Below are 26,976 nucleotides of genomic sequence, written 5' to 3'. Positions count from 1 at the left end.
CCAGTGCAAGCCCAGATCCTCGCCATCGTCTTCCTGCCGCTGCTTGCCAGCATCGTCGCAGGTCTCGTCAACAAGAGCGCGCCAAGCGTCTTTGCCAAGTCGATCACCACCGGGGCGCTGTTCGTCAGCGCGCTGCTGAGCTGGCCGATCTTCCTCGGCTTCGTGAGCGGCAATGCCGAAGCGACCGTCGTGCCCGTCCTCACGTGGGTGCAGTCGGGCGATCTCGCCTTCGATTGGGCGCTGCGAGTCGATACGCTCACCGCAGTCATGCTGGTGGTGATCAACACCGTTTCGGCGCTCGTCCATCTCTATAGCTGGGGCTATATGGAGGAAGACCCGGACCAGCCGCGCTTCTTCGCATATCTCTCGCTCTTCACCTTCGCCATGCTCATGCTGGTGACGGCCGATAACCTCGTCCAGATGTTCTTCGGTTGGGAAGGGGTGGGCCTCGCCAGCTACCTGCTGATCGGTTTCTGGTTCAAGAAGCCGAGCGCGAACGCCGCCGCGATCAAGGCCTTCGTGGTCAACCGCGTAGGCGACCTCGGCTTCATGCTCGGTATCTTCGGCACGTTCCTGGTGTTCGGCACGGTCTCGATCCCCGAGATCCTCGAAGCGGCCCCTGGAATGAGCGGCGCGACCATCGGCTTCCTCGGCATGCGCGTGCACACGATGGATATCCTGTGCATCCTCCTGTTCATCGGCGCGATGGGCAAGTCGGCACAGCTCGGCCTGCACACCTGGCTGCCGGACGCGATGGAAGGCCCGACGCCGGTTTCCGCACTGATCCACGCCGCGACCATGGTGACCGCGGGCGTGTTCATGGTGGTTCGCCTGTCGCCGATGTTCGAGACGGCACCCGTTGCGCTCGGCCTCGTGACTTTCATCGGTGCCGCCACCTGTATCTTCGCCGCTACAGTCGGCACGACGCAGTGGGACATCAAGCGCGTCATCGCCTATTCGACCTGTTCGCAGCTGGGCTATATGTTCTTCGCAGCAGGTGTTGGCGCTTATGGCGCAGCCATGTTCCACCTGTTCACACACGCCTTCTTCAAGGCGCTGCTGTTCCTTGGTGCAGGCTCGGTCATCCATGCGATGCATCACGAGCAGGACATGCGCTATTACGGCGGTCTGCGTAAGGAAATCCCGCTCACATTCTGGGCAATGATGGCCGGTACGCTGGCGATTACCGGCGTCGGCATCTATCACCTGGGTGCAGGCTTTGCCGGCTTCTGGTCGAAGGACGCGATCCTTGAGGTGGCCTATGGACGCGGTACAGAACTCGGCAATTTCGCCTTCTGGATGGGTACGCTCGCCGCGCTGCTGACCAGCTTCTACAGCTGGCGCCTGATGTTCCTCACTTTCTGGGGCAAGCCGCGCTGGATCGAGAGTGAGCACATCCAGCATTCGGTCCACAAGACGCCCGAAGAGGCCGGCGAGGACACGACGGGTGGCTATCACCCGCACGAGAGCCCGCTTTCCATGCTGATCCCGCTCGGCGTGCTTTCGATCGGTGCCGTGCTGGCAGGCCAGCTCTTCGCGCCGACCTTCCTCGATAGCGAAGCATTCTGGAACGGTTCGATCTTTTACAACGAAGACCTGATCCACCGCATGCATGCCGTGCCTTACTGGGTGAAGTACGCTGCCTTCGTGGTCATGCTGATTGGCCTGTTCGTGGCGTGGCTGGCCTATATCAAAGACACCACGATCCCCGGCAAGGCAGCCGAGCAGCTCGGACCGATCTACCGCTTCTTCTACAACAAGTGGTACTTCGACGAGCTCTACCACTACCTCTTCGTCGTCCCTGCCTTCTGGCTGGGCCGCCAGTTCTGGAAACTCGGCGACATTGGCACCATCGACCGCTTCGGTCCGAACGGGGTTGCCTGGGTCGTCGAAAAGGGCGCCGTCGGTGCCAAGAAGTTCCAGACCGGATATCTTTATAGCTATGCGCTGGTGATGCTCCTCGGGCTCGTCGCCGCTGTCACCTGGGTGCTCTTCTGATGGAATTCCCCATCCTCTCGCTCATGCTCGCCGTGCCGCTGATCGCGGCCATCGCCTGCCTGTTCCTCGACGCGCCTGCCGCGCGCATGACCGCGCTGTTCGCAACGCTTATCGACCTCGCGCTCGGCGTGATGCTGTGGATCAATTACGATATCGGCGGCGCGCAGTGGCAGTTCCAGGAGAACTTGCAGCTCTTCGCCGGGTTTGAATACGCTCTCGGCATCGACGGCATCGCACTGATGCTGATCATGCTCAGCGTCTTCCTGATGCCGATCTGCATCCTCGCCAGCTGGGATCTCGATCAGCAAGCGCGTCGGTGAATACATGAGCGCCTTCCTGCTCATGGAAGTGCTGATGATCGGCGTCTTCGCCGCACAGGACCTGTTCCTGTTCTACATCTTTTTCGAGGCCGGCCTGATCCCGATGTACCTGATCATCGGCGTGTGGGGCGGCGATAATCGCATCTATGCTTCGTATAAGTTCTTCCTCTACACGCTGCTCGGCTCGGTCCTGATGCTGATCGCGATGCTGTGGATGGTGAACGAGGCGGGCACGTCTAGCATTCCGGTCCTGATGCAGTACGACTTCCCGGTCGGCGCGCAGTTCTGGCTGTGGCTCGCATTCTTCGCCAGCTTCGCAGTGAAGATGCCGATGTGGCCTGTTCACACCTGGCTGCCCGATGCCCACGTTCAGGCACCGACCGCCGGTTCGGTGATCCTCGCCGGCGTCCTGCTTAAGCTCGGCGGTTATGGCTTCATCCGCTTCAGCCTGCCCATGTTCCCCGACGCGAGTGCGGACCTTGCATGGCTGGTCTTCGGCCTGTCGATGGTCGCGGTGATCTACACATCGCTCGTCGCGCTGGTGCAGGAAGACATGAAGAAGCTGATCGCCTATTCCTCTGTCGCCCACATGGCGATCGTGACCGTCGGCCTTTTCGCTTTCAATGTGCAGGGCCTCGAAGGCGCGATGATGGTCATGCTCGGCCACGGCCTCGTCTCGGGCGCGCTTTTCCTGTGCGTCGGAGTGATCTACGACCGCCTGCACACCCGCGAGATCGCGCGCTACGGTGGCCTGTCGATCAACATGCCGAAGTATGCTCTGTTCTTCCTGCTGTTCACCATGGCCTCGATCGGCCTGCCGGGGACCAGCAACTTCGTCGGCGAATTCCTTGCGCTGGCCGGCATTTACGAGGTCTCGACCTTCGTGACGCTGGTCTGCACCACGGGTATCATCCTCGGCGCAGCCTACATGCTGTACCTCTATCGCCGTGTGGCGTTCGGCGACCAGAAGAACGCCGATGCCGCAGCCATGCCCGACCTTAATGCCCGTGAATGGGCCATGCTCGCCCCGATCGCGGCCGCCGTGCTGTGGATGGGCGTCTATCCGGAAAGCTTCCTTGCACCCATGCGCCAAGACATTGCTTCGCTCGAAGCCCGCCTTGCCAGCGTTGCCCCGCAGTATGACAGCGAACTCGCCGTAGCAACGCCGCGTGAAACGGCCGCCAACTACGTCGAGTACGATGGTGACAAGGAGGGAGCGCACTGATGGACTACGCAGCTTCGCTTCACTTGACCGCCGCCGAGATCGGCCTTTCGGTCGTTGCGCTTGTCCTCCTGCTCGTGACGGCATGGACCGGCGCCAAAGCCGTGCGCGGGATCACCATCGCGGCCGTCGCTGCACTGTTCGGTGCGCTGATCTTTTCGGTGTCGCTGCCCAATGGCGGCGTCCCGGCCGAAGCATTCGGAGGCCTTATCCGTGTCGACGGGTTCGCGCTCTTCGCAAAGGCGCTGATCTATCTTGCGACCATTGCCTGCCTGATCGTTGCGCCCCGCTATTTCGAGGGGCGTGGTGGCTACCGCGGTGAATATGCCGTCCTGCTGCTTTTCAACGCTGTCGGCATGGGCATCATGGTCTCCGCCGTCGACCTGATGGCGCTCTATGTCGGTCTCGAGCTTTCGAGCCTTTCGAGCTACGTGCTCGCCAGCTTTGCGCGCAAGGACGAGAAGTCCAGCGAAGCGGGCCTCAAGTACTTCATCCTCGGCGGCCTCGCCTCGGGCATTATCCTCTATGGTGTTAGCCTCGTCTACGGCTTCTCCGGCACTACCAGCTACGACGGTATCCGCGCGGCATTCACTGCCGATTTCGCGACCGGCGCGATGTTCGGCGTCGTGTTCGTGCTGGCGGGTATGGCATTCAAGATCGCCGCCGTGCCGTTCCACATGTGGACGCCCGACGTCTATGAAGGCGCGCCGACCACGGTCACCGCATTCTTCGCGAGCGCGCCTAAGGTGGCCGCAGTTGCGATGATGGTCCGCATGGTGACATCGCCCTTCGGTGGCCAGGTAGAAGCATGGCAGCAGATCGTGATCTTCGCGGCGCTCGCGTCGATCGTGGTGGGTGCCCTCGGTGCGATCGGCCAGCAGAACCTCAAGCGACTGCTGGCATACTCGTCGATCAACAACGTCGGATTCATCCTGATCGGTCTTGCAGCGGCAACTGCCGCTGGCGTTTCGGGTGTGCTGGTCTACCTGTTCATCTACGTCTTCATGACGATCGGCAGCTTCGTTGCCCTGCTCATGCTTCGCGATGCAGAGGGTAAGCCCCTCGCGACCTTCGATGACATCAGCGGCCTTGCCACGCGCAGCCCGGCACTCGCGTGGTGCCTGCTCGCGCTCATGTTCAGCCTTGCCGGCATTCCGCCGCTATTCGGCTTCTGGGGCAAGTTCGTTGTCTTCCAAGCCGCTGTCCAGGCGGACATGATCGCTCTGGCCGCCATCGGTATCGCCACCAGCGTGATAGGCGCCTTCTACTACATCAAGTTCGTCAAGGTGATGTTCTTCGATGAGGCGAAGGGCGAAGCACCTGCTAAGGCACCGCTATCGCACTGGGTCGTTCTCGGCCTGTGCGTCCTGATCATTTCGCCCCTCGGCTACCTGCTGACTCCTGGCTCGGCACAGCGGCGGATGCGGCAGCGCAGGCGCTGTTCCTGGGCGCTTGATCCACACGGTACCAGAAACCGGCAGCACCAATGCGGACCTCGCCGCGCGACTGCGCGCGGGCGAAGCTCTGGGTGAGGGATACTGGCTCGTCGCCGATCGCCAGACGGCGGGGCGGGGTAGGCAGGGCCGCACCTGGTTCGACGGTCACGGCAATTTCATGGGTTCGACTATCGTCCGGCCGCATGAACGCGATCCTGCGCCTGCGAGCTTGGCGTTGCTGGCGGGTGTGGCTCTCTACGAGGCCGTGGTCCCGCTCATCTCGACGCCGGGCAATCTGTCGCTGAAATGGCCCAACGATCTCATGCTGGGCGGTGCGAAGCTTGCCGGGATCCTGCTGGAGCGCGAAGGTGACGCGATTATTGTAGGCATCGGTGTAAATCTCGCCGCGGCTCCCGAATTGTCCGATCGCCGGACCGTGGCCTTATCGTCTTACGGGCCGGCCCCAGATCGCGACACCTTTGCCAGTTCGCTGGCCAGCGGATTCGACCGCGAGCTGGAGCGATGGCGTACCTACGGCCTCGACCCGCTGGTGCGCCGCTGGGAAAGCATTGCACATGGGCATGGTACCCCGCTCAATGTCCATCCACCTGGCGAGGAACCTATCACGGGCGCATTCGCTGGATTGACCGAAGCCGGTGCCTTGCGTCTTCGCTTGGCGGGAGGCGAGGAGCGTGTCATCCATGCCGGAGACGTGATGCTTGCGGAAGAGGAGGGCTGAGCCATGCTGCTTGCGGCCGATGTCGGAAACACCAATGTGGTTTTTGCCCTGTTCGAGGGGCGCGAGATCAAGGCGCGCTGGCGCATCGCCACCGATGCCCGTCGTACCGGTGACGAATATGCGGTCTGGTTGCTCCAGCTTCTCGCGATCGAAGGCTACACGCGTGAGGATATCGACCAGATTATCATCGGTTCGGTGGTCCCGCGCTCGATCCACAATCTCAGTGTCCTTTCTCGCAAGTACTTTGATGTCGAGCCGATGATCGCCGGCGCGGGCGAGGCGGACTGGGGTATTGAGGTAGATGTCGACGAACCGCGTTCGCTTGGCGCAGACCGGGCACTCAATACCATTGCCGCCCACGAGAAGTACGAAGGCGACCTGATCGTTATCGATTTCGGCACGGCGACCACCATCGATGCGGTGGACTTCAACGGTGCCTACAAGGGCGGCATTATCGCACCGGGCATCAACCTTTCGCTCGACGCACTGGTCGGGAACACTGCGAAGCTGCCTCGCATCGCGATCGAGAAACCGTCGAGCAAAAGCGTTATCGGCCGGAACACCGAAGACCAGATGCTCATTGGTGTGTTCTGGGGTTATGTGGCCCTGATCGAGGGACTGGTGGCGCGCATGAAGTCCGAGATCGGTCGTCCGGCGCGCGTCGTGGCCACTGGCGGTCTCGCCCTATTGTTTGACGAAAATACCGACATGTTCGACGAGGTCGATAGCGACCTCACGCTCGACGGTCTTGCCATCCTTGCGGAGCGCGCATCCCCTTGAAGAAGAATTTTACCCCCGAAGACGAACTGCTTTTCCTCGCGCTTGGCGGGTCGGGCGAGATTGGCATGAACGTCAACCTCTATGGCTGCCACGGTCGCTGGCTCATGGTCGATCTCGGCATGACCTTTTCGGGCGGACAGTATCCCGGCGTCGACCTGGTCTTCGCCGATCTCGAGTTCATCGAGGACCGCGCAAAGGATCTCGAAGCTATCGTGCTCACCCATGCGCACGAGGACCACATTGGCGCCGTCCCTTATTTTGCGGCGGACCTCGGCGTCCCGATCTATGCGACGCCATTCACCGCTGAACTCGTGCGACGCAAGCTTGAGGAAGCCGATCTCGAGGGAGAGATCGAGGTCCACATCATCGAGGAGGACCACGGCAAGTTCAGCGTGGGGCCGTTCGACATAACCTATATCCCGCTCGCGCACTCGATTGCCGAAGGCAACGCCCTGCTGATCGACACGCCGCACGGGCGCATCTTCCATACCGGGGACTGGAAGCTCGACGAGGATCCCATCATCGGAGAGCCGACGACCGAGAAAGAGCTCACCGAGATCGGCGACGAAGGCATCCTGGCGCTCGTCTGCGACAGCACCAATGTCTTCAATCCATCTCCGAGCGGCTCGGAGGGTGCCGTCTTCAAGGGATTGCTGGAAGAGGTCCAGCGGCATTCCGGCAAGCGTGTTCTCGTCACCACCTTCGCCAGCAACGTCGCTCGCCTGCATACGCTGGGCGAGGTGGCCCGCGAAACGGGCAGGCAGGTCTGTGTTGCGGGGCGTTCGCTCGACCGGATCATCGATGTGGCGCAGGAGAACGGCTATCTCACCGATTTCCCGGAGCCGGTCGATTTCGATACCGCGATGGGCTTGCCTCGCGGTGAAGTGCTCATTCTCGCCACAGGCGGGCAGGGTGAGCCCCGCGCGGCGCTGTCGCGCATTTCGGAAGACAATCATCCGCTCGAATTGGTCCCCGGCGACGTGGTGCTGTTCTCCAGCCGCCAGATTCCGGGGAACGAACTTTCGATCGGCGCAGTGCAGAACCGCCTTGCTGCCAAGGGTGTGACCATGGTCACCGACCGCCAGAGCATGATCCACGTTTCTGGGCATCCCGGCAGGCCCGAACTGGAGGCGCTTTATAGCTGGCTGCGCCCGGACATCCTCGTTCCTGTCCATGGCGAGATGCGTCACATGCAGGAACAGGCGCGCCTTGGCATCGCGAACGCGATTCCCGATGCGGTCGTTCAGCAGAACGGAGATATCGTGCGGCTTGCGCCCGGCGCCCCGGGCAAGATTGCAGAGGTAAGGGCAGGCCGGCTTGTTCTGGACGGAGACATAATCGCTCCGGCAGATGGCGACAGCATCGTCATGCGTCGCCGGATCATGAACGAAGGTGTCGTGATCGTTGCGCTGGATGACCAGCTCAACCCGCTGATCGACAGCCTCGGTCTTCCGCTGGACGAGGATTACGAAGATTTTCTGGCCGAGGCCCGGCAGGACATCGCGACCGCAATCAAACGGCTCAAGGGCAAGGACGGACGCTCGGCTCAGGCTGTACACGAGGCAGCTCGCCTAGCCGCACGCAGAGCGGCTCAGCGCTGGTCCGGCAAACGCCCGCAAGTGCGTGTGCTACTGCCTTCGAGGCTGCAGCCATGAGCATATCCCTTCCGATGGAATGGACGTCGATCGTCGCGATCTACATCCTGTTCTGGGTGGTCAGCGCCTTCATCATGCTGCCATTCGGCGTGCAAACGCATGACGAGGCAGGGATCGCCAAGGTCCCCGGCCAAGCCGACAGTGCTCCGGCAAATTTCCAGCCCAAGCGCGTCGCGATGCGGGCGACGGTGCTCGCGACGATCCTGTGCACGCTCTACGTGCTGAATTACGAGTATGGATGGATCACGCCGGACGACCTGATGTTCATCGGCCCGGACCCGAACTGATCCGTTACTGGCGCAATCGCTCCAAGGCCTGTGCCAGCACCACGTAAAGCTTGCCCATATCGCTCGACAGCAGCGTCACGCTTACCGCGTTGCCGTCGCGTGTGGAGAGCAGGGTGCGGAGCATGGCCTCGAAGTCGTGAATGTACCGGTTCACGTGTTCGCGGAAGTCGGCGTCGGCGTCGTATAGCTCGGCGATATCCCTTGCTTCGCTATTGTCGATGAGGCGCACCGCTCGGCGCGTGAAGATACCCCGATCGCCGCGCAGATAGCTGGCCCATGCGGTGTCGGTCACCTCGCTGGAGAGCGCTTTCGCAATATCGATCGAGCTCGAGTTCAGGCTCTCGGTAATGAGCGCCACACGGCGGGCGAAATCGCCATCCACATTGTCCGTCGCCTTGTCACGGGCATGGGCAATGCGGGATTCGAGATTGGTCGTGAGATCGTTGAGCCTGCCGAGTTGGTCACGAAGCTGCTGCGTCATGGCCTTGGCGGCTTCGTTCGAGCGCTGGCGTGCCTCGTCCAGCTGGGCGATCGCATCCTGCGTCTTGTCGGTGAGTGCCTTCTCGACCGCTGTGATGCTCTCTTCACCGATCTTGTCGGAAATCTGGGCGATACGGTGCGCCTGTTCCTGCTCGATCGCTGCAAGCGATGCGCGGGCCTTGTCTTCCAGCTGGCTGATGGCATCGCGCAGTTCGCCCTGGACGTGCGCAGCAAGCTGGGTGCTCTCATGCGAGAGCTCCACGAGACCGGCACGCAGTCTCTCGACGCTGTTGATCTGCGCGCTCGCGGTTTCGCCGAAGTTCGACTGGAAGGTATCGAAGCCTTCCATCGCAAGCCGGGTGCGCTCTTCGATCGATCCCATGCCTTCAGTTAGCGCGTCGCCCGTCTTACGGGCCTGCTCGAGAAGTTCGCGGACGTCTCCCGCGCGCCGTTCGATTTCTGCAAGGCGGCTCTCCGAGGCTTCCATCGCCACCGGCAAATCATCCTTGCTGTGCTTCGCGCTCGCCTGGATCAGTTCGAGCAGGCGGACGCTTGAATCGGTAAGGCGGGCGATATCTTGGTCGGTGCCCTCGAGCGCTTCGCGGCTCTCGCGAAGCTGCGCATCAAGCGCATCGATGCCGCCAGCAACGGCTTCACGCGCCTGGTGCCCGTGTGCCGCGATGTTGGAGAAGGTCTCGCCGAGCGCGCCAATGCGCTCGCCCAGAGCTTCGCCTTCCTCTGTGAGCGCTGCGATCTGGGCAATCTGGGCTTCACGGCGCTCCGCGATAGCCTCGTCGAGAATGGCCAGCTTTTCCTGAAGCTTCGCCAGCATGGCGTCCTGCGCCTCGGTCATCTTGTCCGTGCGTTGCTGGGTTTCGTTCTCGAACAGCCGGTTGCGCTCGGTAATCCTCTGATCGACGCGAGCAGCTTCCTCGTGGAGCGCGGCAAGCTTGGCGTTTGCCGCTTCGAGTGCTGCCTCGTCGATCTGCCTGATCTCGTCGACGGCTTCGGTAAGTCGCGTGCGCATTCCGTCGATCTGAGTCGACCAGGCGCCCATGGCGGCATCCTCGCCTTCGCGGACAGAGCGGGCGATCTCCATGGCTTCGTTTCGAAGGGTACCGATCCGCTCGCGCATGGTAGCAAGGGCAAGCTCCTCGTCGGCACTGGCCTGCTTGTGAACTTCGGCGATTTCGCTTCGAAGCGTTATCGAGCGAGCATTCAGGGCGGCTAGCGCTTCGATTTCCTGACCCTGCAGCTCCTCGCGGAACGCAGCGCTTTCTTCTCTCAGCGTGGCAAAGCGCTGTTTGGCAAGTTTTTCGAGATCCCCAGCCTGCTCGCTGAATGCGGTCATGGCCGTATCGACACTGCCACGTACTGCAGCGATGCGCTGCTCGCTGCGTTCGCCATGCTCCTCGAGCAGGGCAAAGCTGTCGACGAGGGCATCGACCTGTTCCTTTGCCTCGCGTCCGGCGCTACCGATCCGGTTGGTGACATCCTTTGCCGAGCTCGCGATCACGGGCAGGTCGTCCCGAAGGCTGCTCATGTTCTCGAGGGCAGTCTGGCTCACGCTCGCAATCGCATCGACCTGTTCGCCATTGCCCCTGATCAGCTCCTGCAACCGGTCTGCGTTCTCGGCAATTCGCTCGGTGGCGCTGCGCCCGAGATACTCGAGATCACGGGTCTGGCTGCCGAGGAATTCGCGAGCAAGACTGAGCTCGCGGTTCACCACGGCGAGGCGGTTCTCGAGGTTCTGCGACTCTTCAGAAAGGGTGCGAGCTACGTCGCCGAAGCGTTTGGCTTCATGAGCGGAATTGCGAGTAGCCAAGATCCACAAACCCACTACGAGCAATACTGGCACAGCCCAGGAAGTAATCCAGTCGATCCATTGCTGCGGGCCAGCGCCGGCAAGCATCTCCGTTTGATTGGTCCAGCCGAAAAATCCGGTCCAGCCCAGGATCACGATGATCGCAATGGTCGGCACAACCCAGCCGCGATGGCGTCGGGGCGTAACCTCCTCGTACCATTCTGCCTCTTCGACGAACTCGTCTTCGGAAAGCTCCTCGGTCTCCGTATCCAAGGGCTGGGTGGAAACCTCGGCGTTTTCGACGGGGTCTTCGCCGGGGGCCTGTTGCCCTTCGACGACCGAGATGTGCGAGCGCTTGTTCATGCCTGCGATTTACCACATTCGCTCGTGTCATAAAGCCCCGATTAACCATAGGGTTGCCGCAAGGGTGTTTTGCGGCGGGTTGTGCGAGCGATGCCGGCAATCGGGCAAAGCGCCGATAACACGGCTTGGCAGCAGGGCCACTGCATCTCTATGACCGCTATCGGACCCGAGGGAGTATTCCGTTTGCGCATCGCATTGCTGTCGACGCTCGAGAGAAATCCCGAGGGAGGATTGGTGCGACCCGCTTTCCGTACCTATGCGGGAGCGATGGTCGTCGAGCGGCAGCTCGATCTCGCCCTGAAGATGGGGTGCACGCAAATCGCCTGTTTCGTCGACAGCGTCGAGCGCGAAGTCATCGAGTTGCAGCGCAGGGCCCAGGATGCCGGGATCAAGTTCGTTCACGTCCGTGAGCCTGCTCGCCTTTTCTCGCTCGTAGGCGAAGAAGATGAATTGCTGGTCATGGCGTCGGGTGTCCTGCCCGACTTCGATGCCGCGGAGGCAAACCTCAAACGGCAGGGCGTGCTGGCCATGCCGGCCGATATCGCGGTTCCGCTTGGCTACGAGCGGATTGACCTCGAGTTTGCTTGGAGCGGTGTGATGCTGATCCCGGGCAAGTTGATCAAGACATTGGGTAACCTGCCCGATGACGTCGATGCACCATCAGCCCTGATGCGTCTGGCGCTGCAGACCGGGACACGGGTAGTGCCGCTCGATCGCGCGTTGATCGAAGACCAGGAATGGCACATCGATCCCGATCCTTCCGCCCTCGCAGCCCGCGAAAAGAAATGGATCGATGCCCAGCGCGAGCCAGTTTCCTTCGCCGCCCCGGGGCTGGCAGTCGCCGAATATGCCGGTGCAAGGCTCGCTCGCGACGTCGTGGGGAGGGGAGCAGAGCGGAGTGCGACCATCGCTGCCGGACTATTCGCGCTTATGGCGGTCGGTTTAGGAGGCTATTTTGCACCGGCTCTAGGGCTGGCGTTTGCTTCCGCATCGGCGCTTTTCGCGCGCATGGGACGGGTCGTCGAAAGGGTCGCACAGCTGGGAAAACCAGAGGCAAAGCCCAGCCTTTTGCACCGAGTCCTCGACTTGGGCCTCGATCCGGTCATCGTGTTCCTGCTCTACCTTGGTTCGCCCGAGGAATACGGGCTGCTCCGCGGTTTCGTACCGATCACGTTGATCGGCCTGCTTCGCCTCTCGGAGAAGTTCGGGAGCGAGAAATGGCATTCGACTTTCGGCGATCGCATACTGCTGTGCCTCCTGCTCGCAGGGGCGGCTTTCGGCGGGATTTCGCTGGAAGTCTCGGCAGTTCTTGCCCTTATTGTGCTCGTCAGCAGGTATTTCGCGCCCTTTCAGGATAAATAACGGCGGCTTAACCATGTGGGTGCTACACGCGCACGATGGACGGGCTACCACCCATGGATAACGCCGAAAGCAAGGGCGCAAGCGGGCTGCGCGAAGCGTTGGCGCGCGCCGATGCGACGCTGGCGGGTATCGAGCCTATTCTCGGGCACCTGCTGTCGGCCCCCGACCACTCTCTTTTTAGCGACGAGATCGTTGCCCGTGTCCGCGGGATGGTGGCCGATCTCGCTCGTCAAATTCTCAGGGCGCAGGCCGAAGCGACCGGCGAAAGTGGCCGCGATGCCTTCGTGGAGCGTCACGGGGAAGCGCTGCGCGAGCACCTGCAAACCTTCCCGGACTTGCTTCTCCATTGCCATGCCCTGGCCATCGAATGGCAGCTGACCGAGCGTCTGGAGGGCCAGCTGGGTCTCGATCCCGTGCTTTCCGGGCTCATGCAGCGCATGATTGCCGATGCGGATGGCTGGATTTCTTCCGGAGCCATGGCTGCGCTTGCCGCCCAGGCCCGATATGCCCAGGCTCAGCGCCGTATGGAGCTTCCTCTCGGTGAACTGACGGGCGACCTTTTCCATCGCACGCTTCTTGCGTGGCGGGACTACTGTGGTGACGGTCAATCGGACGCAGTTTCGCGTGCAGAAACCCGCTTGCGGTCGACCTATGACGAGAGTGCAGGGCGTCTTGCGCTCTTCGCGCGACTTGTTTCCGCGCTCGGTGATCGTGCAAAGGCCGCGCTGGTCATCGAAGATGCAGGCTGCGGCCTGTTCTTCTCGGCGCTTGCCGCACTATCCTCGCTGTCCCGTGATCTCGCGGTTCTCGCAAGTCATGGCAAGCAGGCCGTTCGTTTGGCGCTGAGCCTTAGGGCTGCAGGCATGGAGGCAGGACAGGTCGACGAGCTCCTGCTCATGCTCCATCCCGGAGGCGCGCCCATCGCCGGTCTTGCGGAAATGAGCCAGCGCGAGGCGAGGGACCTGCTATCGTCGGCCGGTAACCCGGGGGCGAAGCGATGAGCGCATCCGTCCAGAGCTTTTCCCGCGCCCGGACCGACGGCGAAGACCGCGTCATCGAGGTGGAAGGCGAACTCGCCGCGCTGAACGAGGCTTGTGGGGGGAGTGGGCAAGACGCTCGCAATCCCTGAACTGCTCGCCCTGGTGACTAAATCGCGCGAGTACGGCTTGAGGCTGGCTAGGCAGTTTCGGGCAGTCGCGGGCGATGACAGGATCACGGCATGGGCCGAAATCGCTCCCCTGAAGGGCGAAAGCGAGGGTGCCGATATCTCGATTTCCAGCTGGAAGGTCGAAGACGCGCCTGTCCAGACCGAGGAGGATGTCCATCGGCGCAGGGCCGAGATCGATCGGCATCTCGCCGAATGTTCGGCGCATCTCGATCCGCAGCAGCGGATCCTGTCTATCGAAACCGATGCAGAGGATCTGACCGACCTGGCCGATGCAGTTCGTGCGGACATTGGCAAGCCCTGGACCGATTTCGTGGACCTGCCCGGTATTGCGCACGAACAGCCCATGAACTGGCGCCTGCTCGATGGGGCCGAATGCACCATCGCGGGTTCACGCCGTCGTTGGACGGCCCACCTCGAACCGCTTGGCAAGCCGGAACCCGGTAGCGCCGGATTCGTGCTCTACCTGAGCGCGGCACAACCGCTTGCCGCAATCGAGAATGCCGGCGGAGGCAGGACCCCGTCGCTTGGCCGCGAACTTACACCGGTCCTGCGTCAGCCGATCAATCGCATTATCGCGAATGCCGAAACGATCAGGACCAAGCTCGCAGGTCCGCTGGCAGACGAATACGCCGATTACGCAGGCGACATCGCGAGCGCGGGGCAGCATTTGCTGGCGCTCATCGACGACCTGTCGGACCTCGAAGTGGTCGAGGCAGAGGACTTCACGACTGCACCTGATCGTATCGATCTTGCCGATGTTGCGCGCAGGGCATGCGGTATACTCGGCGTGAGGGCTGCCGAAAAGAAGATCAAGCTGGAGCCGCCGGTCGACGGCGAGAGCCAGCCAGCAACGGCCGAATTCCGCCGTGTCCTGCAGGTTCTCCTCAACCTGATCGGTAACGCCATCCGCTATTCTCCTGAGGAGAGTCGGGTCTGGGTCAGGCTGGACCGGATCGGTAGCCGCGCCCTTGTGACAGTCGCCGACCAGGGCCACGGCCTCGACGATGAACAGCAGAAGAAAGTGTTCGAGAAGTTCGAACGCCTCGGCAAGCACGGCGACGGCGGGTCGGGCCTCGGCCTCTACATCTCGCGCCGGATTGCGCGCGCCATGGGCGGGGACCTGACAGTCGAAAGTGCGCCGGGGCAGGGTGCGCGTTTCACCCTTTCGGTACCGGTCGACGAAAACGGCGGCACCGAAGAACGCTGATACGAAAAAGGGGCGCCGAAGCGCCCCTGATCCGTTTTATACGTTTCGCTATCAGCGCTGGCCGATCGGAACGTAGTCGCGTTCGGTCGGACCAGTGTAGAGCTGGCGCGGGCGGCCGATGACCTGGCCGGGATCCGAGATCATCTCGTTCCACTGAGCAACCCAGCCCACGGTGCGGGCAAGGGCGAAGAGCGCAGTGAACATCGTGGTCGGGAAGCCGATCGAGTTCAGGATGATGCCCGAGTAGAAGTCGACGTTCGGGAAAAGCTTCTTTTCCTTGAAGTAGTCGTCGTTGAGAGCGAGCTCTTCCAGCTGGAGAGCGGTCTCGAAGACCGGGTCGTTTACGTTCAGCGCTTCGAAGACTTCGCGCAGCGTCTGCTGCATCACGGTCGCACGCGGGTCGTAGTTCTTGTAGACGCGGTGACCGAAGCCCATCAGGCGGAACGGGTCGTTCTTGTCCTTCGCACGCTCAATGTAGTGCGGGATGCGATCGGGCGAACCGATTTCCTGCAGCATGTTGAGCGCCGCTTCGTTGGCGCCGCCATGCGCCGGGCCCCACAGGCAGGCGATGCCCGCTGCGATACATGCGAAGGGGTTCGCACCCGACGAACCAGCCAGGCGGACGGTCGAGGTCGATGCGTTCTGCTCGTGGTCGGCGTGAAGGATGAAGATGCGGTCCATCGCCTTCTCGATGGCGGGGTGCACTTCATATTCCTCGGCCGGGACACCGAAGGTCATGCGCAGGAAGTTGCCAGTGTAGCTGAGGTCGTTCTTCGGCTGCAGGAAGGGCTGACCGACTGCATACTTGTAAGCCATCGCAGCAATGGTCGGCATCTTGGCGATCAGGCGGTGGCTCGAGATCTTGCGGTGCTCGGGATCCGAGATGTCGGTGCTGTCGTGATAGAACGCCGAGAGCGCGCCGACGACACCGCACATGATGGCCATGGGGTGAGCATCGCGGCGGAAGCCCTGATAAAACTGACGGAGCTGGTCATGCACCATAGTGTGGCGCGTGATCGTGTAGTCGAATTCAGTCAGTTCTTCCTGGCTCGGCAGCTCGCCGTTGAGCAGCAGGTAAGCTACTTCCATGAAGCTTGAATGCTCGGCCAGCTGGCCGATCGGGTAGCCGCGGTGGAGCAGTACGCCTTCTTCGCCATCGATATAGGTCAGCGCGCTTTCGCAGCTGGCCGTCGACTTGTAGCCCGGATCGTAGGTGAACTTGCCGGTCGTGCCGTAAAGCTTGCGAATGTCGATAACGTCGGGTCCGACGCTTCCCTCGAGAACGGGGAAGTCCTGGGCCTGATCGCCGATGTTGAGAGTTGCCTGCTTGTCGGCCACGCGTGTCTCCTTGGTCCGTCTTATTCCTTGCCTGCGGGGAAGCCTGCGCGTCGATACGCGCGAGTGACTCTTCCTTGCCCAGCAGGACCAGTACGTCGAAAATTCCGGGCGATGTGGTGGTGCCCGTCAGCGCGGCCCGCATGGGTTGCGCCAGCTTGCCGAGGCCCAGTTCGAGCTGTTCGGCATACGATTTCGTAGTGGCTTCGAGAGCCTCGATTGTCCAGTCATTTTCCTCGGCAAGAACCTTAGACAAACCGCTAAGCCTGTCTCGGGCTTCGTCGTCGAGGAGGCCGGCGGCTTTCTCGGTCATTTCGAGGGGGCGCTTCTGGAAAAGAAACGCTGCGCCATCAGCCAGTTCGTTGATGCTGCGCGCGCGCGTCTTGAGCACGGGCATCGCCTCGGTCAGGAGCGCCTCGTCCGCGTCGGGACCGAGCTTCGCGGCGACCAGCGCGGCAAGCCGGGCATCGTCGGCCTCGCGAATGTAGTGGCCGTTCAGGTTCTGGAGCTTCTTGATGTCGAAACGCGAGGGGCTTTTTCCGACACCATCGAGATCGAACAGTTGGATCGCCTCTTCCCGCGTGATTTCCTCGCGATCGCCATGGCCCCAGCCAAGGCGCAGAAGGTAATTGAACAGCGCTTCGGGAAGCACGCCTTCCTCGTCGCGATAAGCTTCAACGCCGACCGCTCCATGGCGCTTGGAAAGCTTGGCTCCGTCCGATCCGTGGATCAGCGGTACGTGCGCGTAGATAGGATCGGGCCAGCTTCCCTCGATCTCATTCATCGCGCGGATGACGGGAAGCTGGCGGAATGCGTTATTGAGATGGTCGTCGCCGCGGATGATGTGAGTGACGCCCATATCGTGGTCGTCGACGACCACGGCGAGCATGTATGTCGGCGTGCCATCGGCGCGAAGCAGGACGTAATCGTCGATTTCCGCGTTCTTGACGGTGACCTTGCCCTGGACCTCGTCTTCGATGACGGTTTCGCCTTCGGTGGGAACCTTGAGGCGGATCACATAGGGGGCACCGGCAGGTGCTTCACTCTCGTCGCGATCGCGCCAACGGCGATCGTAGCGCATGGGCTGTTTGTTCGCGCGCTGCTCGGCGCGCATTTCCTCGAGTTCTTCTGGCGTCGCGAAACATTTGTAGGCGTGGCCGGCTTCGAGAAGCTGGTTTGCCACCTCTGCATGGCGAGCCGCGCGGTCGGATTGGAACACCGGAGGCTCGTCGAAGTCGAGGCCCAGCCAGTCGAGACCTTCGATGATCTTGTCGATGGCTTCCTGGGTGCTGCGCTTGCGGTCGGTATCTTCAATACGCAGCAGTGCCTTGCCGCCGTGGTGGCGGGCATAGAGCCAGTTGAACAGCGCCGTACGCGCACCTCCGATGTGGAGGAAACCCGTGGGCGAGGGTGCGAACCGCGTGACGACCTGTTTGCCGGTTTCGCTTGCCATTCCCTCGTCAATCCTTTCAACAGTTTACATGGCGACGCAGGGGACGCCGCTGGTTCCGTTCGGCGATGCGGATGATACCGCCGATGCTGCAGTGCAGCGCCCTTGGCGCATGCGCGCCCTATTGTCCAGATTCGCGAGCCGGATCGAGGGGTTTCTTGGCGCTTCCGGCTTCGACCGTGGTCCCTGGCTTGTGGTGGCCCTAGCCTGCGGAGTGGGCAGCTGGTTCGTGCTTGGGGCCCAGTGGCAGTGGATACTGGCAATCGTCGGAGGACTTGTCCTTTCACTGGCAGCGCAATCACTCTGGCGGCAGCGCGAAGACAGGGCGGAGTTGCTTCTCGCAGGAACGGCTTTCGGGGTCGCATTCGTCCTAGGCCTCGTGCTGGTCTGGGCGCGATCCGAGACTGTCGGTGCGGAGCCAGTGGCGCGACCATCGGTGATGGTGCTCGATGCGAGGATTCTGGAACGCGAGGAGCAGCCGGCAGAAGGAAGAATTCGTCTCGTGCTCGCTACGCGCGATGCCGAGAACGGGCGGGCCATGCGTGTCCGGGTCAACGTGCCGCTCGATAAGGATCGGGATTTCCTGCGCGAAGGCGCAAGGATCGAAGCGAGAGCGCGCCTAATGCCCCCATCGGCACCGCTCCTTCCCGGGGCCTATGATTTCGCAAGGGCAGCCTGGTTCAAGGGTTTCGCTGCTACGGGCTCGCTGGTGGGGACTATTCGCTTGGTCGAGGAAGCGCCGGGCGGGGAGGGCACGATCGCGCAAGTGCAGCGCTGGCTTTCGGCGCATGTGAGAGACCAGCTCGGCGGAGCGTCGGGCACGATAGCTGCGGCTTTCGCGAGCGGAGATCGCGGTTCGATCTCGATGGAGGACGAGGTCGCCATGCGGGATGCGGGTCTGACCCACCTGCTTTCGATCAGCGGCCTTCACGTGAGCGCCGTCATCGCTGCGGCGTATTTCCTCGCATCGAAGCTACTCGCCTTGTGGCCCTGGCTCACTCTGCGCGTACGCCTGCCGCTCGTCGCAGCAGCGATCGCTGCTCTGGCCGGGATCGCCTATACCTTGCTTACGGGTGCCCAGGTGCCGACCGTGAGAAGCTGCATCGGAGCGCTTCTCGTGCTTGTGGCACTAGCTTTGGGGCGCGAGCCCTTATCCCTGCGCATGGTGGCGGTCGCGGCGGCTACTGTCCTCTTCCTCTGGCCCGAATCCCTCGTCGGGCCGAGTTTCCAGATGAGCTTTGCCGCAGTCATCGCCATCGTCGCACTGCATAATTCGCAGCCGGTGAAGGGCTTCCTTGCTCCGAGGGAAGAGGGGCGCGGCCGCTGGCTGGCGCGGCGCGTGCTCATGCTGTTCGTGACCGGTGTGGTCATAGAGCTGGCGCTGACCCCGATCGTCCTGTTCCATTTCCACCGGGCGGGCCTCTACGGGGCGTTCGCCAATGTCATTGCCATCCCACTCGTCACATTCATGTCGATGCCACTGATCGCTGTCGCGCTGCTATTCGACCTCGTCGGCGCAGGTGCTCCGTTCTGGTGGCTGGCTGGTCAATCGCTCGATCTTCTCCTGTGGATCGCACGCGTAACCGCCGGACAACCCGGAGCAGTCAAACTCGTGCCGCACATCGGGCTCGGCACAGTGCTTGTGTTCCTCGCGGGCAGCCTCTGGCTCGCGCTTTGGCGGGGGCGAGCAAGACTGCTTGGTTTCCTCCCGGTCCTTGTCGGCGTGGCGATGCTGATGGCGACCCCGACGCCCGATATCCTCGTGACCCGGGATGGTCGCGACATTGGATTGGTCGATAGTGAAGGGATGGTCTACGTCCTGCGAGACACAGCGGGATCATACGCACGGGAGAACATCGTCGAACTGGCAGGAACCGAGGCAGTTCCCATGCTCGTGTCGCAATGGAAAGGGGCGCGCTGCAGCGCGGACTTCTGCAGCCTACCGATAGTGAAGGGCGGTCGCACCTGGCATCTCATGGTGGCTCGCACCAAGAACCGCATCGATGAGCGGCAACTGGCAGCAGCTTGCGAGAAGGCCGACATCGTGATCGCCGATCGCTGGCTACCGCGCAGTTGCGCCCCGAAATGGTTGAAGGCCGATGGCCGATTTCTTGCAGAGAATGGAGGTCTTTCGATCCACCTAAAGGATGAGCGGATCGACCGGGTAGCGCATGGGCAGGGTGCGCACGGTTGGTGGGACCCGCCCGAATTTGATTAGGCAAAGAAGAAGGGCGCCCATCGGCTTGAGCGCCCTTTCGGAATCTCTGGACTCCTCCGCCCGGGTATCAGTGATAGCGGCGCAGCAGCCCGGCAAGCTTGCCCTGAACCTTCACTCGGCCGGCCTCATAGACCTGAGGTTCGTAAGCGCCGTTCGCCGGATCGAGGCGGACCATCGCACCTTCCTTGCGCAGGTACTTCAGCGTCGCTTCCTCGTTATCGACCAATGCAACGACGATCTCGCCATCGCGCGCAGTTTCCGCGCGCTTCACGAGAGCGAAGTCGCCGTCGAAGATGCCGGCTTCGATCATGGAATCGCCCGAGACTTCGAGCGCATAGTGATCGCCCGGGCCGAGGAGGGCGGCAGGGACGGGCATGCTCGACTGTCCTTCGATCGCTTCGATCGGAGCGCCTGCGGCGATCCGGCCGTGCAGCGGGACCTCTATGATGTCATTCGCCGGTTCGGGCGCGACTGCCTTCGCGGAATGCACTGCGACTACGGCGTCATTCGCAGGCGCGGTCGGCTTGGAGGGGCTGGTGACCGAATCTTCGGGCAGCTTGATGATTTCCAGCGCGCGCGCCCGATTGGGCAGGCGGCGGATGAAACCGCGTTCCTCGAGCGCAGAGATCAGGCGATGGACCCCCGACTTGCTCTTGAGGTCGAGAGCATCCTTCATTTCCTCGAAAGAGGGCGAGATGCCTGTCTCTTCCAGACGTTCCTGGATGAAGCAGATCAATTCGTGCTGCTTGGCAGTCAGCATCGGGTCACTCCCCAATTCGTTACACATTTATCCTGTTCACAAACCTGTGAACGAATGTGGAACAATTAGGCAACCAATTTTCGCAAGTCAAGCAATCCCGCCATTCTGGAGCATGTTATGTGGAGAACAGGCGTTCCCGTTTCAGTCCTCTGCTCGCCAGTTTCCGGACTTGCCGCCTTGCTTTTCAAGGAGACGTACGCCGTCGATCACCATCGCTTTGTCGAGCGCCTTCCCCATGTCGTAAAGCGTAAGTAGCGCAACGCTGGCAGCGGTCATCGCTTCCATCTCCACGCCGGTTCTCCCGGTCAGGGCGGCACTTGCGGTAACGCGTATAGCGTCCGATCTCGCGGTCGAATTCGAGGGTGACGCTTTCCAGTCCTAGAGGATGGCACAAAGGAATGAGCTCGCCAGCCTTCTTGGCAGCCATGATGCCCGCAATGCGTGCTGTAGCGAGTGCATCGCCTTTCGCGGTCTCTCCGGACATGATTGCCTCTAGCGCCTCCGCCGTCATCCTAATGCGGCCCTCTGCCACGGCCCTACGCGCCGTTTGCGCCTTTCCTCCCACATCGACCATGCGGGCCGCGCCATGCTTGTCGAGATGGGTCAGGCGGCTCATGTCAGTTTCCCTGACCCTGAAGCAGCGTTCTGGTGGCTGCCTCGACGTCAGTTTGCCGCATCAGGCTCTCGCCGACGAGAAAGCTCCGTACACCGGAGCGGGAGAGCCGCTGGCAGTCTTCGTGAGTGATTATTCCGCTCTCGCCGACCAGCAATGCGTCCGCTGGCGCGAGCGCGGAAAGTTTCTCCGTGGTCGCAAGGTCGGTCTCGAAGGTCTTGAGATTGCGATTGTTTACCCCGAGAAGGCGTGACGTCAACGCAGCAGCGCGTTCGAGCTCCTCGGCGTCGTGAACCTCCACAAGGACATCCATGCCGCGTTCGATTGCTGCGCTTTCGATCTCACCCATCAGGCTGTTTTCGAGGGCAGCCACGATGATCAGGATAGCATCGGCGCCGAGTGCGCGTGCCTCGGCGACCTGCCAGGGATCGACCATGAAGTCCTTGCGCAAAACGGGGAGATCAGAAGCCGTCCGTGCTTCTACCAAGTAGTCTTCATGCCCTTGGAAATATGGTGCGTCTGTCAGGACAGAGAGGCAAGCTGCGCCGCCTGCCGCATAGGCACGAGCGTGTTCAGCGGGCCGGAAGTCGGCGCGGATGAGGCCTTTCGACGGGGAAGCTTTCTTGATCTCGGCGATGAGGCCGAAGCCACTGTCCTGAGCCGCAGCGAGACGCTTCTGGAAACCGCGCGGCGCGGATTGCTCGCGGGCGATACTGTCGAGCTCGTCAAGGCTGCGCTCCGCCTTGCGTGCAGCGACTTCATCTCGCTTGGTTGCGCAGATTTGTTCGAGCTTGTTCATCGGGCGAGGGCGATCCAGTCGGCGAGAAGCTGCTTTGCGCGGCCGGAATCTATCGCTTCGGCGGCCATTTCGGCACCTTCGGTCCAGTCGTCGGTCTTGCCAGCCACAATGAGCGTCGCCGAGGCATTGAAGAGCACAGCGTCACGATAGGGCCCTGGTGCGCCGAGTAGGAGTGCTTCCAACGCCTTGGCATTGTGTTCTGGGTCGCCTCCGCGAATTGCTTCGACAGGCGCGTGAGGCAGGTTTGCCTGAACGGCATTGATCCGGCGCATCTCGAAATCATTGCCGGCGACGTCAGCGAACTCGTTTCCGCCTGCCAGACTCAATTCGTCGAGTCCCTCGTCACCCGAGGCGATAAAAGTGCGTTCCGTTCCGAGTTTCGCTTTGGCGGCAGCGTAGATCGGAACATAGGCGGGGCGCGCGATTCCGATCAGCTGGCGCTTGACGCCAGCCGGGTTCGACAAGGGCCCCATCAAGTTGAAGATTGTCCGCACTCCAAGCTTCTGGCGAATGGGCTGGATGCGGCCCATGGCCGGATGATGGTTCTTGGCGAAGAGGAAGCAAATCCCCAGTTCCGCCAAGGTCTTCTCGGCGGTTCTTCCGGCTGCTTCCATATCGAGGCCAAGCGCTTCGAGCGTGTCTGCAGCGCCCGATTTGCTACTCGCGGCACGGTTGCCGTGCTTCGCCACGGGGACACCGCTGGCGGCGACCAGAAGGCTGACCGCCGTCGAGACGTTGAGCGTATGATGACCGTCGCCGCCCGTGCCGCAGCAATCGACCGTGCCCTCGGGCGCATCGATCGGGATCAGACGATCGCGAAGGGCACGGGCTGCCCCGGCGATTTCCTCGGAGGTTTCGCTACGCGCCGACATTTCGACCAGGAAGCGGCCAATCTCGTCGTCACTAGTTTCCCCGTCAAGGATCCAGCCGAATACCTCGTGCGCCTTGTCTTCTGTCAGGTGGGTGTCGGCAGTGGGCAGGGTCTTCACGCGGGCTCCTTGGCTTCGATGCCGCAGAATTCGAGGAAATTGGCGAGCAATGCATGACCATGCTCGGTAGCGATGCTTTCGGGATGGAATTGCACCCCGTGGATGGGCAAGTCACGGTGGCGGAAACCCATGACGCTCGAGCCGCCCAGGCCCGGTGTTTCGCTGGTCGCGTTCACCAGCAGGCACTCGGGAATGTCCTCGACGATGAGCGAGTGATAGCGGGTTGCCTCGTACGGCGAGGGAAGGCCCGCGAAGACGCCCGTCCCATCATGGGTGAGCGGGCTGGTCTTTCCGTGCATGAGCCCACCGCGCACCACGCGTCCGCCGAAATACTGTCCGATCGACTGGTGCCCGAGGCAAACGCCTAGCAGAGGTTTCCTCGCTTCGGCACAGGCGGCCACGAGGTCGAGGCTGACACCCGCCTCATTCGGAGTACAGGGTCCCGGCGAAATGAGATAGCCCGCAACATCGCGCTCCAGCGCCTCGCGCGCCGTAATGGCGTCATTGCGAACGACTTCAACCTGAGCGCCCAGTTCCATGAGGTAGTGGACGAGGTTGAAGGTGAAGCTGTCGTAATTATCGATTACGAGGATTGAACGGGAAACGGTCATTGCTGAGCGTGATTGGCGGGCATCGGCCTTCCTTTCAAGCAAGGAAAGCTGCCAGCCATCTCACGCCTCCTTGCCCGCGAGCTTGTCGGTGGCGCGCACCAGCCCGTCGATGAGCCCGGGTTCGCCGGCAGAATGGCCCGCATCGTGGACGATCCAGAGCTCGGCTTCCGGCCAGGCCTTCTTCAGTGCCCAAGCGGAGGTTGGCGGAGTGCAGATGTCGTGACGGCCCTGCACGATGATGCCGGGGATGTGCTTGATCTTGTCGATATCCTTCAGCAGTTGCGCCTCATCGAGGAAGAAGTCCTCGAGAAAGAACTTGGCGCATATGCGCGCGAAGGGGACGGCCTTGGAGGGATCGGCGAAGCTGTCGAGCAAGTCCTCGTCGGGCAGCAGCGTTGCGACATTGCCTTCCCACAGCGACCATTCCTTCGCAGCGGCGAGGCGGGTTTCTTCGTCCTCGCTGGTGAGCCTGTCGTAATATGCCTGCACGAGATCGCCGCGTTCATCCTCCGGGATCAGACCGGAGAAATCGTCCCACTGCTCGGCCATGATCTCGCTGGCGCCATAGGTGTAGAGCCAGTCTTTCTCGGTCTGGCGGGCAAGGAATACGCCGCGCAGGACCAGTTCGCTGACGCGTTCGGGGTATTTCTGTGCGTAGGCTAGGGCAAGGGTGGAGCCCCAGCTGCCGCCGAATGCCTGCCACTTCTCGTGGCCGCACATTTCGCGCAAGCGCTCAATGTCCTCGACGATGCGCCAGGTGTCGTTGTTCTCGATCTCGGCGAACGGCAGCGATTTGCCGCAGCCGCGCTGGTCGAAAAGAAGTACGTCATAGAGCTCTGGGTCCCACTGGCGGCGATGGTCCGCCGACATGCCGCCTCCGGGGCCGCCGTGAAGGAAGACTGCGGGCTTGGTGCCCGCCGTGCCGACGCGCTCGTAATATAGAGAGTGACCTTCGCCGACATCCAGCATGCCGGTCTCGTAGGGCTCGATTTCAGGGTAAAGGCCGCGGCGTTCGCTACTCACTGGATGCCTCCTTCTTTTCGACCACGATGATCGGGCCGATCGGTGCGCCCGTGTCGAGGCGCTCGGTGACCGGGTTCCACAGGGCCGACACGTTGCCATCGAGATAGAGCGCGTTCTTCACATCGAGTTCGTCGCGGAAGAAACGCGCGAGCTTTCCGAAGCTGATCGGAGCATTCGAGATGACGAAATGCGCACGGCCACGTTCGTCGACGCCTACGCCATTGCGGATTAGGCGCGATTCCCCGTCATGCGAAATCTCAGGATGAAGTTGGCCGTCGATCACCAGCATTGGGCCCGATTGCGTACCGAACTGCGGGCGCTCGGTGACATTTGCGAGGAAGTCGTCGGTGCTGCGCACTTCCCATTTCCCGTCGGAGCCGAAGAACACCCCGTTGGGCTTCATGTGGAAGTTGCCCGCGCCATCGTTCGTGTTGAGCGTCTGGAGACGCTCCGAATCCTCGACATAGTAGCCGATCGGGACACCGTCCTCGTCATACATGCCGCCGTTCATCGCGAAGGCGATACTTGCGCTGTCGCGGGTGCGCGAGAAGGCCGAAAGGCTGCGATAGGGTTCACCTCCGGAGGGGCCAAGGTCCGAAGAGATCGTGTGGCGCGATGGCATCGCAAGGCAGTGGGTGAGCGGCGTATCCTCGAAGATGATCGAGCGGCACGCGCTTTCGACCTGCGTCGTGACGCTCTCGGTCGGTTCCGAGGTGGGAGTGACCTGCTCTTGCGGTTCCGCCTTGCCGTCGATACGCGTACGGGTGACCGGCTCACCTTCTGCTGGCGGCTCGCATCCTGCGAGCAAGGCTAGCGGCATGAGCAATATCGCGCGCATCATTGGCCGTACCCCGGTTCACCGGCGAGCCGCACGGCCTCGCGCGCGGCGGCGAAGAGCGCACCAGCCTTGGCTTCGCACTCGCGCTGTTCATAGGCAGGGTCGCTATCGGCAACGATACCCGCGCCGGCCTGCACATGCATCGTCCCGTCCTTCACCACAGCGGTCCGCAAAACGATGCAGCTATCGAGGGAGCCGTCCGGCGCGAAATATCCGACGCCGCCGGCATAAGGCCCGCGCGTCGCAGGTTCGAGTTCGGCGACGATTTCGCAGGCGCGTACCTTGGGTGCACCACTGACGGTGCCCGCCGGGAAACCCGCGAACAGCGCGTCGATCGCATCCTTCGATTCATCAAGCTGGCCGACCACATTGCTCACAATATGCATGACATGACTGTATCGTTCTACGGTGAAGCTGTCCGTCACCGTGACCGTACCGCTCTCGGCCACCCGGCCGACGTCGTTTCGGCCCAGGTCCAGTAGCATGAGATGCTCCGCGCGTTCCTTGGGATCGGCGAGAAGCGACGCTTCGGCGGCCCGGTCCTCTTCGGGAGTAGCGCCGCGGGGACGCGTGCCGGCGATCGGCCGCACCGTCACTTCCCCGTCACGGACGCGAACGAGGATTTCGGGGCTCGATCCCACGACCGCAAATCCGGGCATGTCGAGGAAATAGAGGAAGGGAGAGGGGTTTACGCGCCGCAAGGCACGGTAGAGCGAAATCGGCGGCAGCTTGAAGGGAGCAGTGAAGCGCTGCGAGAGGACGACCTGGAAAATGTCGCCTGCCTCGATGTACTCCTTCGCGCGGTGGACCATCGCGGCATAGTCCTCGCTCGCCATTGTGGGTCGGGGTTCGGGCGATGCGTAGTCGATGGTGCTGGCGACCGAACGGTCGAGACCACTGGTCAGCTTGGCGAGGGCCGCGTCAATACGGTCCTCCGCCTGGAAGATGGCAGCTTCAGGGTTGGGATTGTCCGGCCACAGTGGTGCGATGCAGAACAGTTCGTCGCTGAGGCTGTCAAAGACCAGCAGGAGCGTCGGACGCGCGAAAAGCATGTCCGGTACACCGAGCGCCTGCTTCTCTGCACGAGGCAGTTTTTCGACGAGGCCGATGGTTTCATAACCGAAGTAACCGACGAGGCAGGCGAGGGCAGGGGGCAATCCCTCCGGAACGTCGATCCGGCATTCATCGAGCAGTGTCCTGAGCGCGGCGAGTGTCGGCTCGGCTTGCTTCTCGAAGGCATCGCGATCGGTAGCCCAGAACCGGTTGATTTCTGCTGTCTCGCCATCGGCGCGGAACACGAGATCGGGATCGAGGCCGAGCAGGCTGTACCGCCCGCGAACTTCGCCGCCCTCGACCGATTCCAGCAGGAAATCGCCGCGCCCCTCCTCGATCAGGCGCAGCGCTGCGCCGACCGGAGTGAGCGTATCGGCAACTAGCCTTCTCCAGACGAGCCCGGGCCTGTCCTGCTCCAGCGCACTGTGCGCTCTTGCGCGGCCTTCAAGTTGGCCTGCCAAGCGCG

19 protein-coding genes and 4 pseudogenes are annotated in these 26,976 nt (G+C 62.2%); 12 read left to right on the top strand and 11 right to left on the bottom strand.

The features are described from left to right. Nucleotides 1-3: 3 nt before the first annotated feature. The 7 genes and pseudogenes from nuoL (at nt 4) to ACZ1G8_RS13340 (ending at nt 8,437) form a co-directional block, all read left to right on the top strand. Complete coding sequence (gene nuoL / locus ACZ1G8_RS13370) at nt 4-1,998, top strand: NADH-quinone oxidoreductase subunit L (RefSeq protein ID WP_472679814.1); 1,995 nt, start codon at nt 4-6, stop codon at nt 1,996-1,998. Further along, a pseudogene (locus tag ACZ1G8_RS13365) lies at nt 1,998-3,543 on the top strand (NADH-quinone oxidoreductase subunit M). Before nuoL ends, ACZ1G8_RS13365 begins: the two are co-directional and overlap by 1 nt. Continuing rightward, a pseudogene (gene nuoN, locus ACZ1G8_RS13360) lies at nt 3,543-4,996 on the top strand (NADH-quinone oxidoreductase subunit NuoN). The pseudogenes ACZ1G8_RS13365 and nuoN overlap by 1 nt, the downstream one beginning before the upstream one ends. Continuing rightward, nucleotides 4,993-5,715 carry a biotin--[acetyl-CoA-carboxylase] ligase gene (locus tag ACZ1G8_RS13355; protein WP_472679813.1) on the top strand — a complete coding sequence of 241 codons (723 nt, stop codon included), beginning with the start codon at nt 4,993-4,995 and terminating at the stop codon, nt 5,713-5,715. The pseudogene nuoN and the gene ACZ1G8_RS13355 overlap by 4 nt, the downstream one beginning before the upstream one ends. 3 nt (nt 5,716-5,718) lie before the next feature. Further along, complete coding sequence (locus ACZ1G8_RS13350) at nt 5,719-6,495, top strand: type III pantothenate kinase (RefSeq protein WP_472679812.1); 777 nt, start codon at nt 5,719-5,721, stop codon at nt 6,493-6,495. After that, complete coding sequence (locus ACZ1G8_RS13345; protein WP_472679811.1) at nt 6,492-8,150, top strand: ribonuclease J; 1,659 nt, start codon at nt 6,492-6,494, stop codon at nt 8,148-8,150. Before ACZ1G8_RS13350 ends, ACZ1G8_RS13345 begins: the two co-directional genes overlap by 4 nt. Nucleotides 8,151-8,164: 14 nt before the next feature. After that, nucleotides 8,165-8,437, top strand: coding sequence for a DUF1467 family protein (locus tag ACZ1G8_RS13340; protein WP_472681262.1), 273 nt, complete (start codon nt 8,165-8,167; stop codon nt 8,435-8,437). A 4-nt stretch (nt 8,438-8,441) separates the two neighbouring features. Here ACZ1G8_RS13340 and ACZ1G8_RS13335 read toward each other — a convergent pair whose 3' ends face one another. Further along, entirely contained in the window at nt 8,442-11,084 is a 2,643-nt protein-coding gene (locus tag ACZ1G8_RS13335) for a coiled-coil domain-containing protein (RefSeq protein WP_472679810.1), read from the bottom strand. Between the two features lie 150 nt (nt 11,085-11,234). On the opposite strand from ACZ1G8_RS13335, the gene ACZ1G8_RS13330 reads away from it, so the two are divergent. The 4 genes from ACZ1G8_RS13330 to ACZ1G8_RS13315 are packed head-to-tail and all read left to right on the top strand — an operon-like array spanning nt 11,235 to nt 14,821. Then, nucleotides 11,235-12,446, top strand: coding sequence for a hypothetical protein (locus tag ACZ1G8_RS13330; protein ID WP_472679809.1), 1,212 nt, complete (start codon nt 11,235-11,237; stop codon nt 12,444-12,446). Between the two features lie 53 nt (nt 12,447-12,499). Then, on the top strand, nt 12,500-13,447 hold the full coding sequence (locus ACZ1G8_RS13325) for a hypothetical protein (protein ID WP_472679808.1): 948 nt from the start codon (nt 12,500-12,502) through the stop codon (nt 13,445-13,447). Beyond that, nucleotides 13,444-13,575, top strand: coding sequence for a hypothetical protein (locus ACZ1G8_RS13320; RefSeq protein WP_472679807.1), 132 nt, complete (start codon nt 13,444-13,446; stop codon nt 13,573-13,575). Before ACZ1G8_RS13325 ends, ACZ1G8_RS13320 begins: the two co-directional genes overlap by 4 nt. Further along, entirely contained in the window at nt 13,550-14,821 is a 1,272-nt protein-coding gene (locus ACZ1G8_RS13315; protein WP_472679806.1) for a sensor histidine kinase, read from the top strand. The genes ACZ1G8_RS13320 and ACZ1G8_RS13315 overlap by 26 nt, the downstream gene beginning before the upstream one ends. 51 nt (nt 14,822-14,872) lie before the next feature. Here the strand turns inward: ACZ1G8_RS13315 and ACZ1G8_RS13310 are convergent, their stop codons facing one another. Both ACZ1G8_RS13310 and gltX read right to left on the bottom strand, forming a co-directional pair. Further along, nucleotides 14,873-16,159 carry a citrate synthase gene (locus ACZ1G8_RS13310; protein WP_472679805.1) on the bottom strand — a complete coding sequence of 429 codons (1,287 nt, stop codon included), beginning with the start codon at nt 16,157-16,159 and terminating at the stop codon, nt 14,873-14,875. Between the two features lie 37 nt (nt 16,160-16,196). Then, nucleotides 16,197-17,609, bottom strand: a pseudogene (gene gltX, locus ACZ1G8_RS13305) (glutamate--tRNA ligase); the annotation flags it as partial. 28 nt (nt 17,610-17,637) lie between these two features. Here gltX and ACZ1G8_RS13300 point away from each other — a divergent pair. After that, the gene (locus ACZ1G8_RS13300) at nt 17,638-19,824 is read left to right on the top strand and encodes a ComEC/Rec2 family competence protein (RefSeq protein WP_472679804.1); all 2,187 of its coding nucleotides are present in this window, start codon (nt 17,638-17,640) and stop codon (nt 19,822-19,824) included. 67 nt (nt 19,825-19,891) lie between these two features. Here the strand turns inward: ACZ1G8_RS13300 and lexA are convergent, their stop codons facing one another. The 8 genes and pseudogenes from lexA to trpE form a co-directional block, all read right to left on the bottom strand. Beyond that, the gene (gene lexA, locus ACZ1G8_RS13295; protein ID WP_472679803.1) at nt 19,892-20,584 is read right to left on the bottom strand and encodes a transcriptional repressor LexA; all 693 of its coding nucleotides are present in this window, start codon (nt 20,582-20,584) and stop codon (nt 19,892-19,894) included. Nucleotides 20,585-20,725: 141 nt separating this feature from the next. Beyond that, a pseudogene (gene moaC, locus ACZ1G8_RS13290) lies at nt 20,726-21,200 on the bottom strand (cyclic pyranopterin monophosphate synthase MoaC). Nucleotide 21,201: 1 nt separating this feature from the next. Beyond that, complete coding sequence (gene trpC / locus ACZ1G8_RS13285; protein WP_472679802.1) at nt 21,202-21,996, bottom strand: indole-3-glycerol phosphate synthase TrpC; 795 nt, start codon at nt 21,994-21,996, stop codon at nt 21,202-21,204. After that, a complete protein-coding gene (trpD, locus tag ACZ1G8_RS13280; protein ID WP_472679801.1) occupies nt 21,993-22,985 on the bottom strand; it encodes an anthranilate phosphoribosyltransferase in 993 nt (330 codons plus the stop codon). Before trpD ends, trpC begins: the two co-directional genes overlap by 4 nt. Further along, nucleotides 22,982-23,596: an anthranilate synthase component II gene (locus ACZ1G8_RS13275; protein ID WP_472679800.1), complete on the bottom strand. Its 615-nt coding sequence runs from the start codon at nt 23,594-23,596 to the stop codon at nt 22,982-22,984. Before ACZ1G8_RS13275 ends, trpD begins: the two co-directional genes overlap by 4 nt. Before the next feature lie 60 nt (nt 23,597-23,656). Continuing rightward, nucleotides 23,657-24,565 (bottom strand): prolyl aminopeptidase, encoded by a 909-nt coding sequence (gene pip / locus ACZ1G8_RS13270; RefSeq protein ID WP_472681261.1) that lies wholly within the window; start codon nt 24,563-24,565, stop codon nt 23,657-23,659. Between the two features lie 46 nt (nt 24,566-24,611). After that, nucleotides 24,612-25,460 (bottom strand): phosphodiester glycosidase family protein, encoded by an 849-nt coding sequence (locus tag ACZ1G8_RS13265; protein WP_472679799.1) that lies wholly within the window; start codon nt 25,458-25,460, stop codon nt 24,612-24,614. Then, nucleotides 25,457-26,971: an anthranilate synthase component I gene (gene trpE / locus ACZ1G8_RS13260; RefSeq protein WP_472679798.1), complete on the bottom strand. Its 1,515-nt coding sequence runs from the start codon at nt 26,969-26,971 to the stop codon at nt 25,457-25,459. Before trpE ends, ACZ1G8_RS13265 begins: the two co-directional genes overlap by 4 nt. Nucleotides 26,972-26,976 lie beyond the last annotated feature (5 nt).

Source organism: Qipengyuania sp. BR81-2 (assembly GCF_055693895.1).
This window is presented reverse-complemented; position numbering and strand designations above follow the sequence as displayed.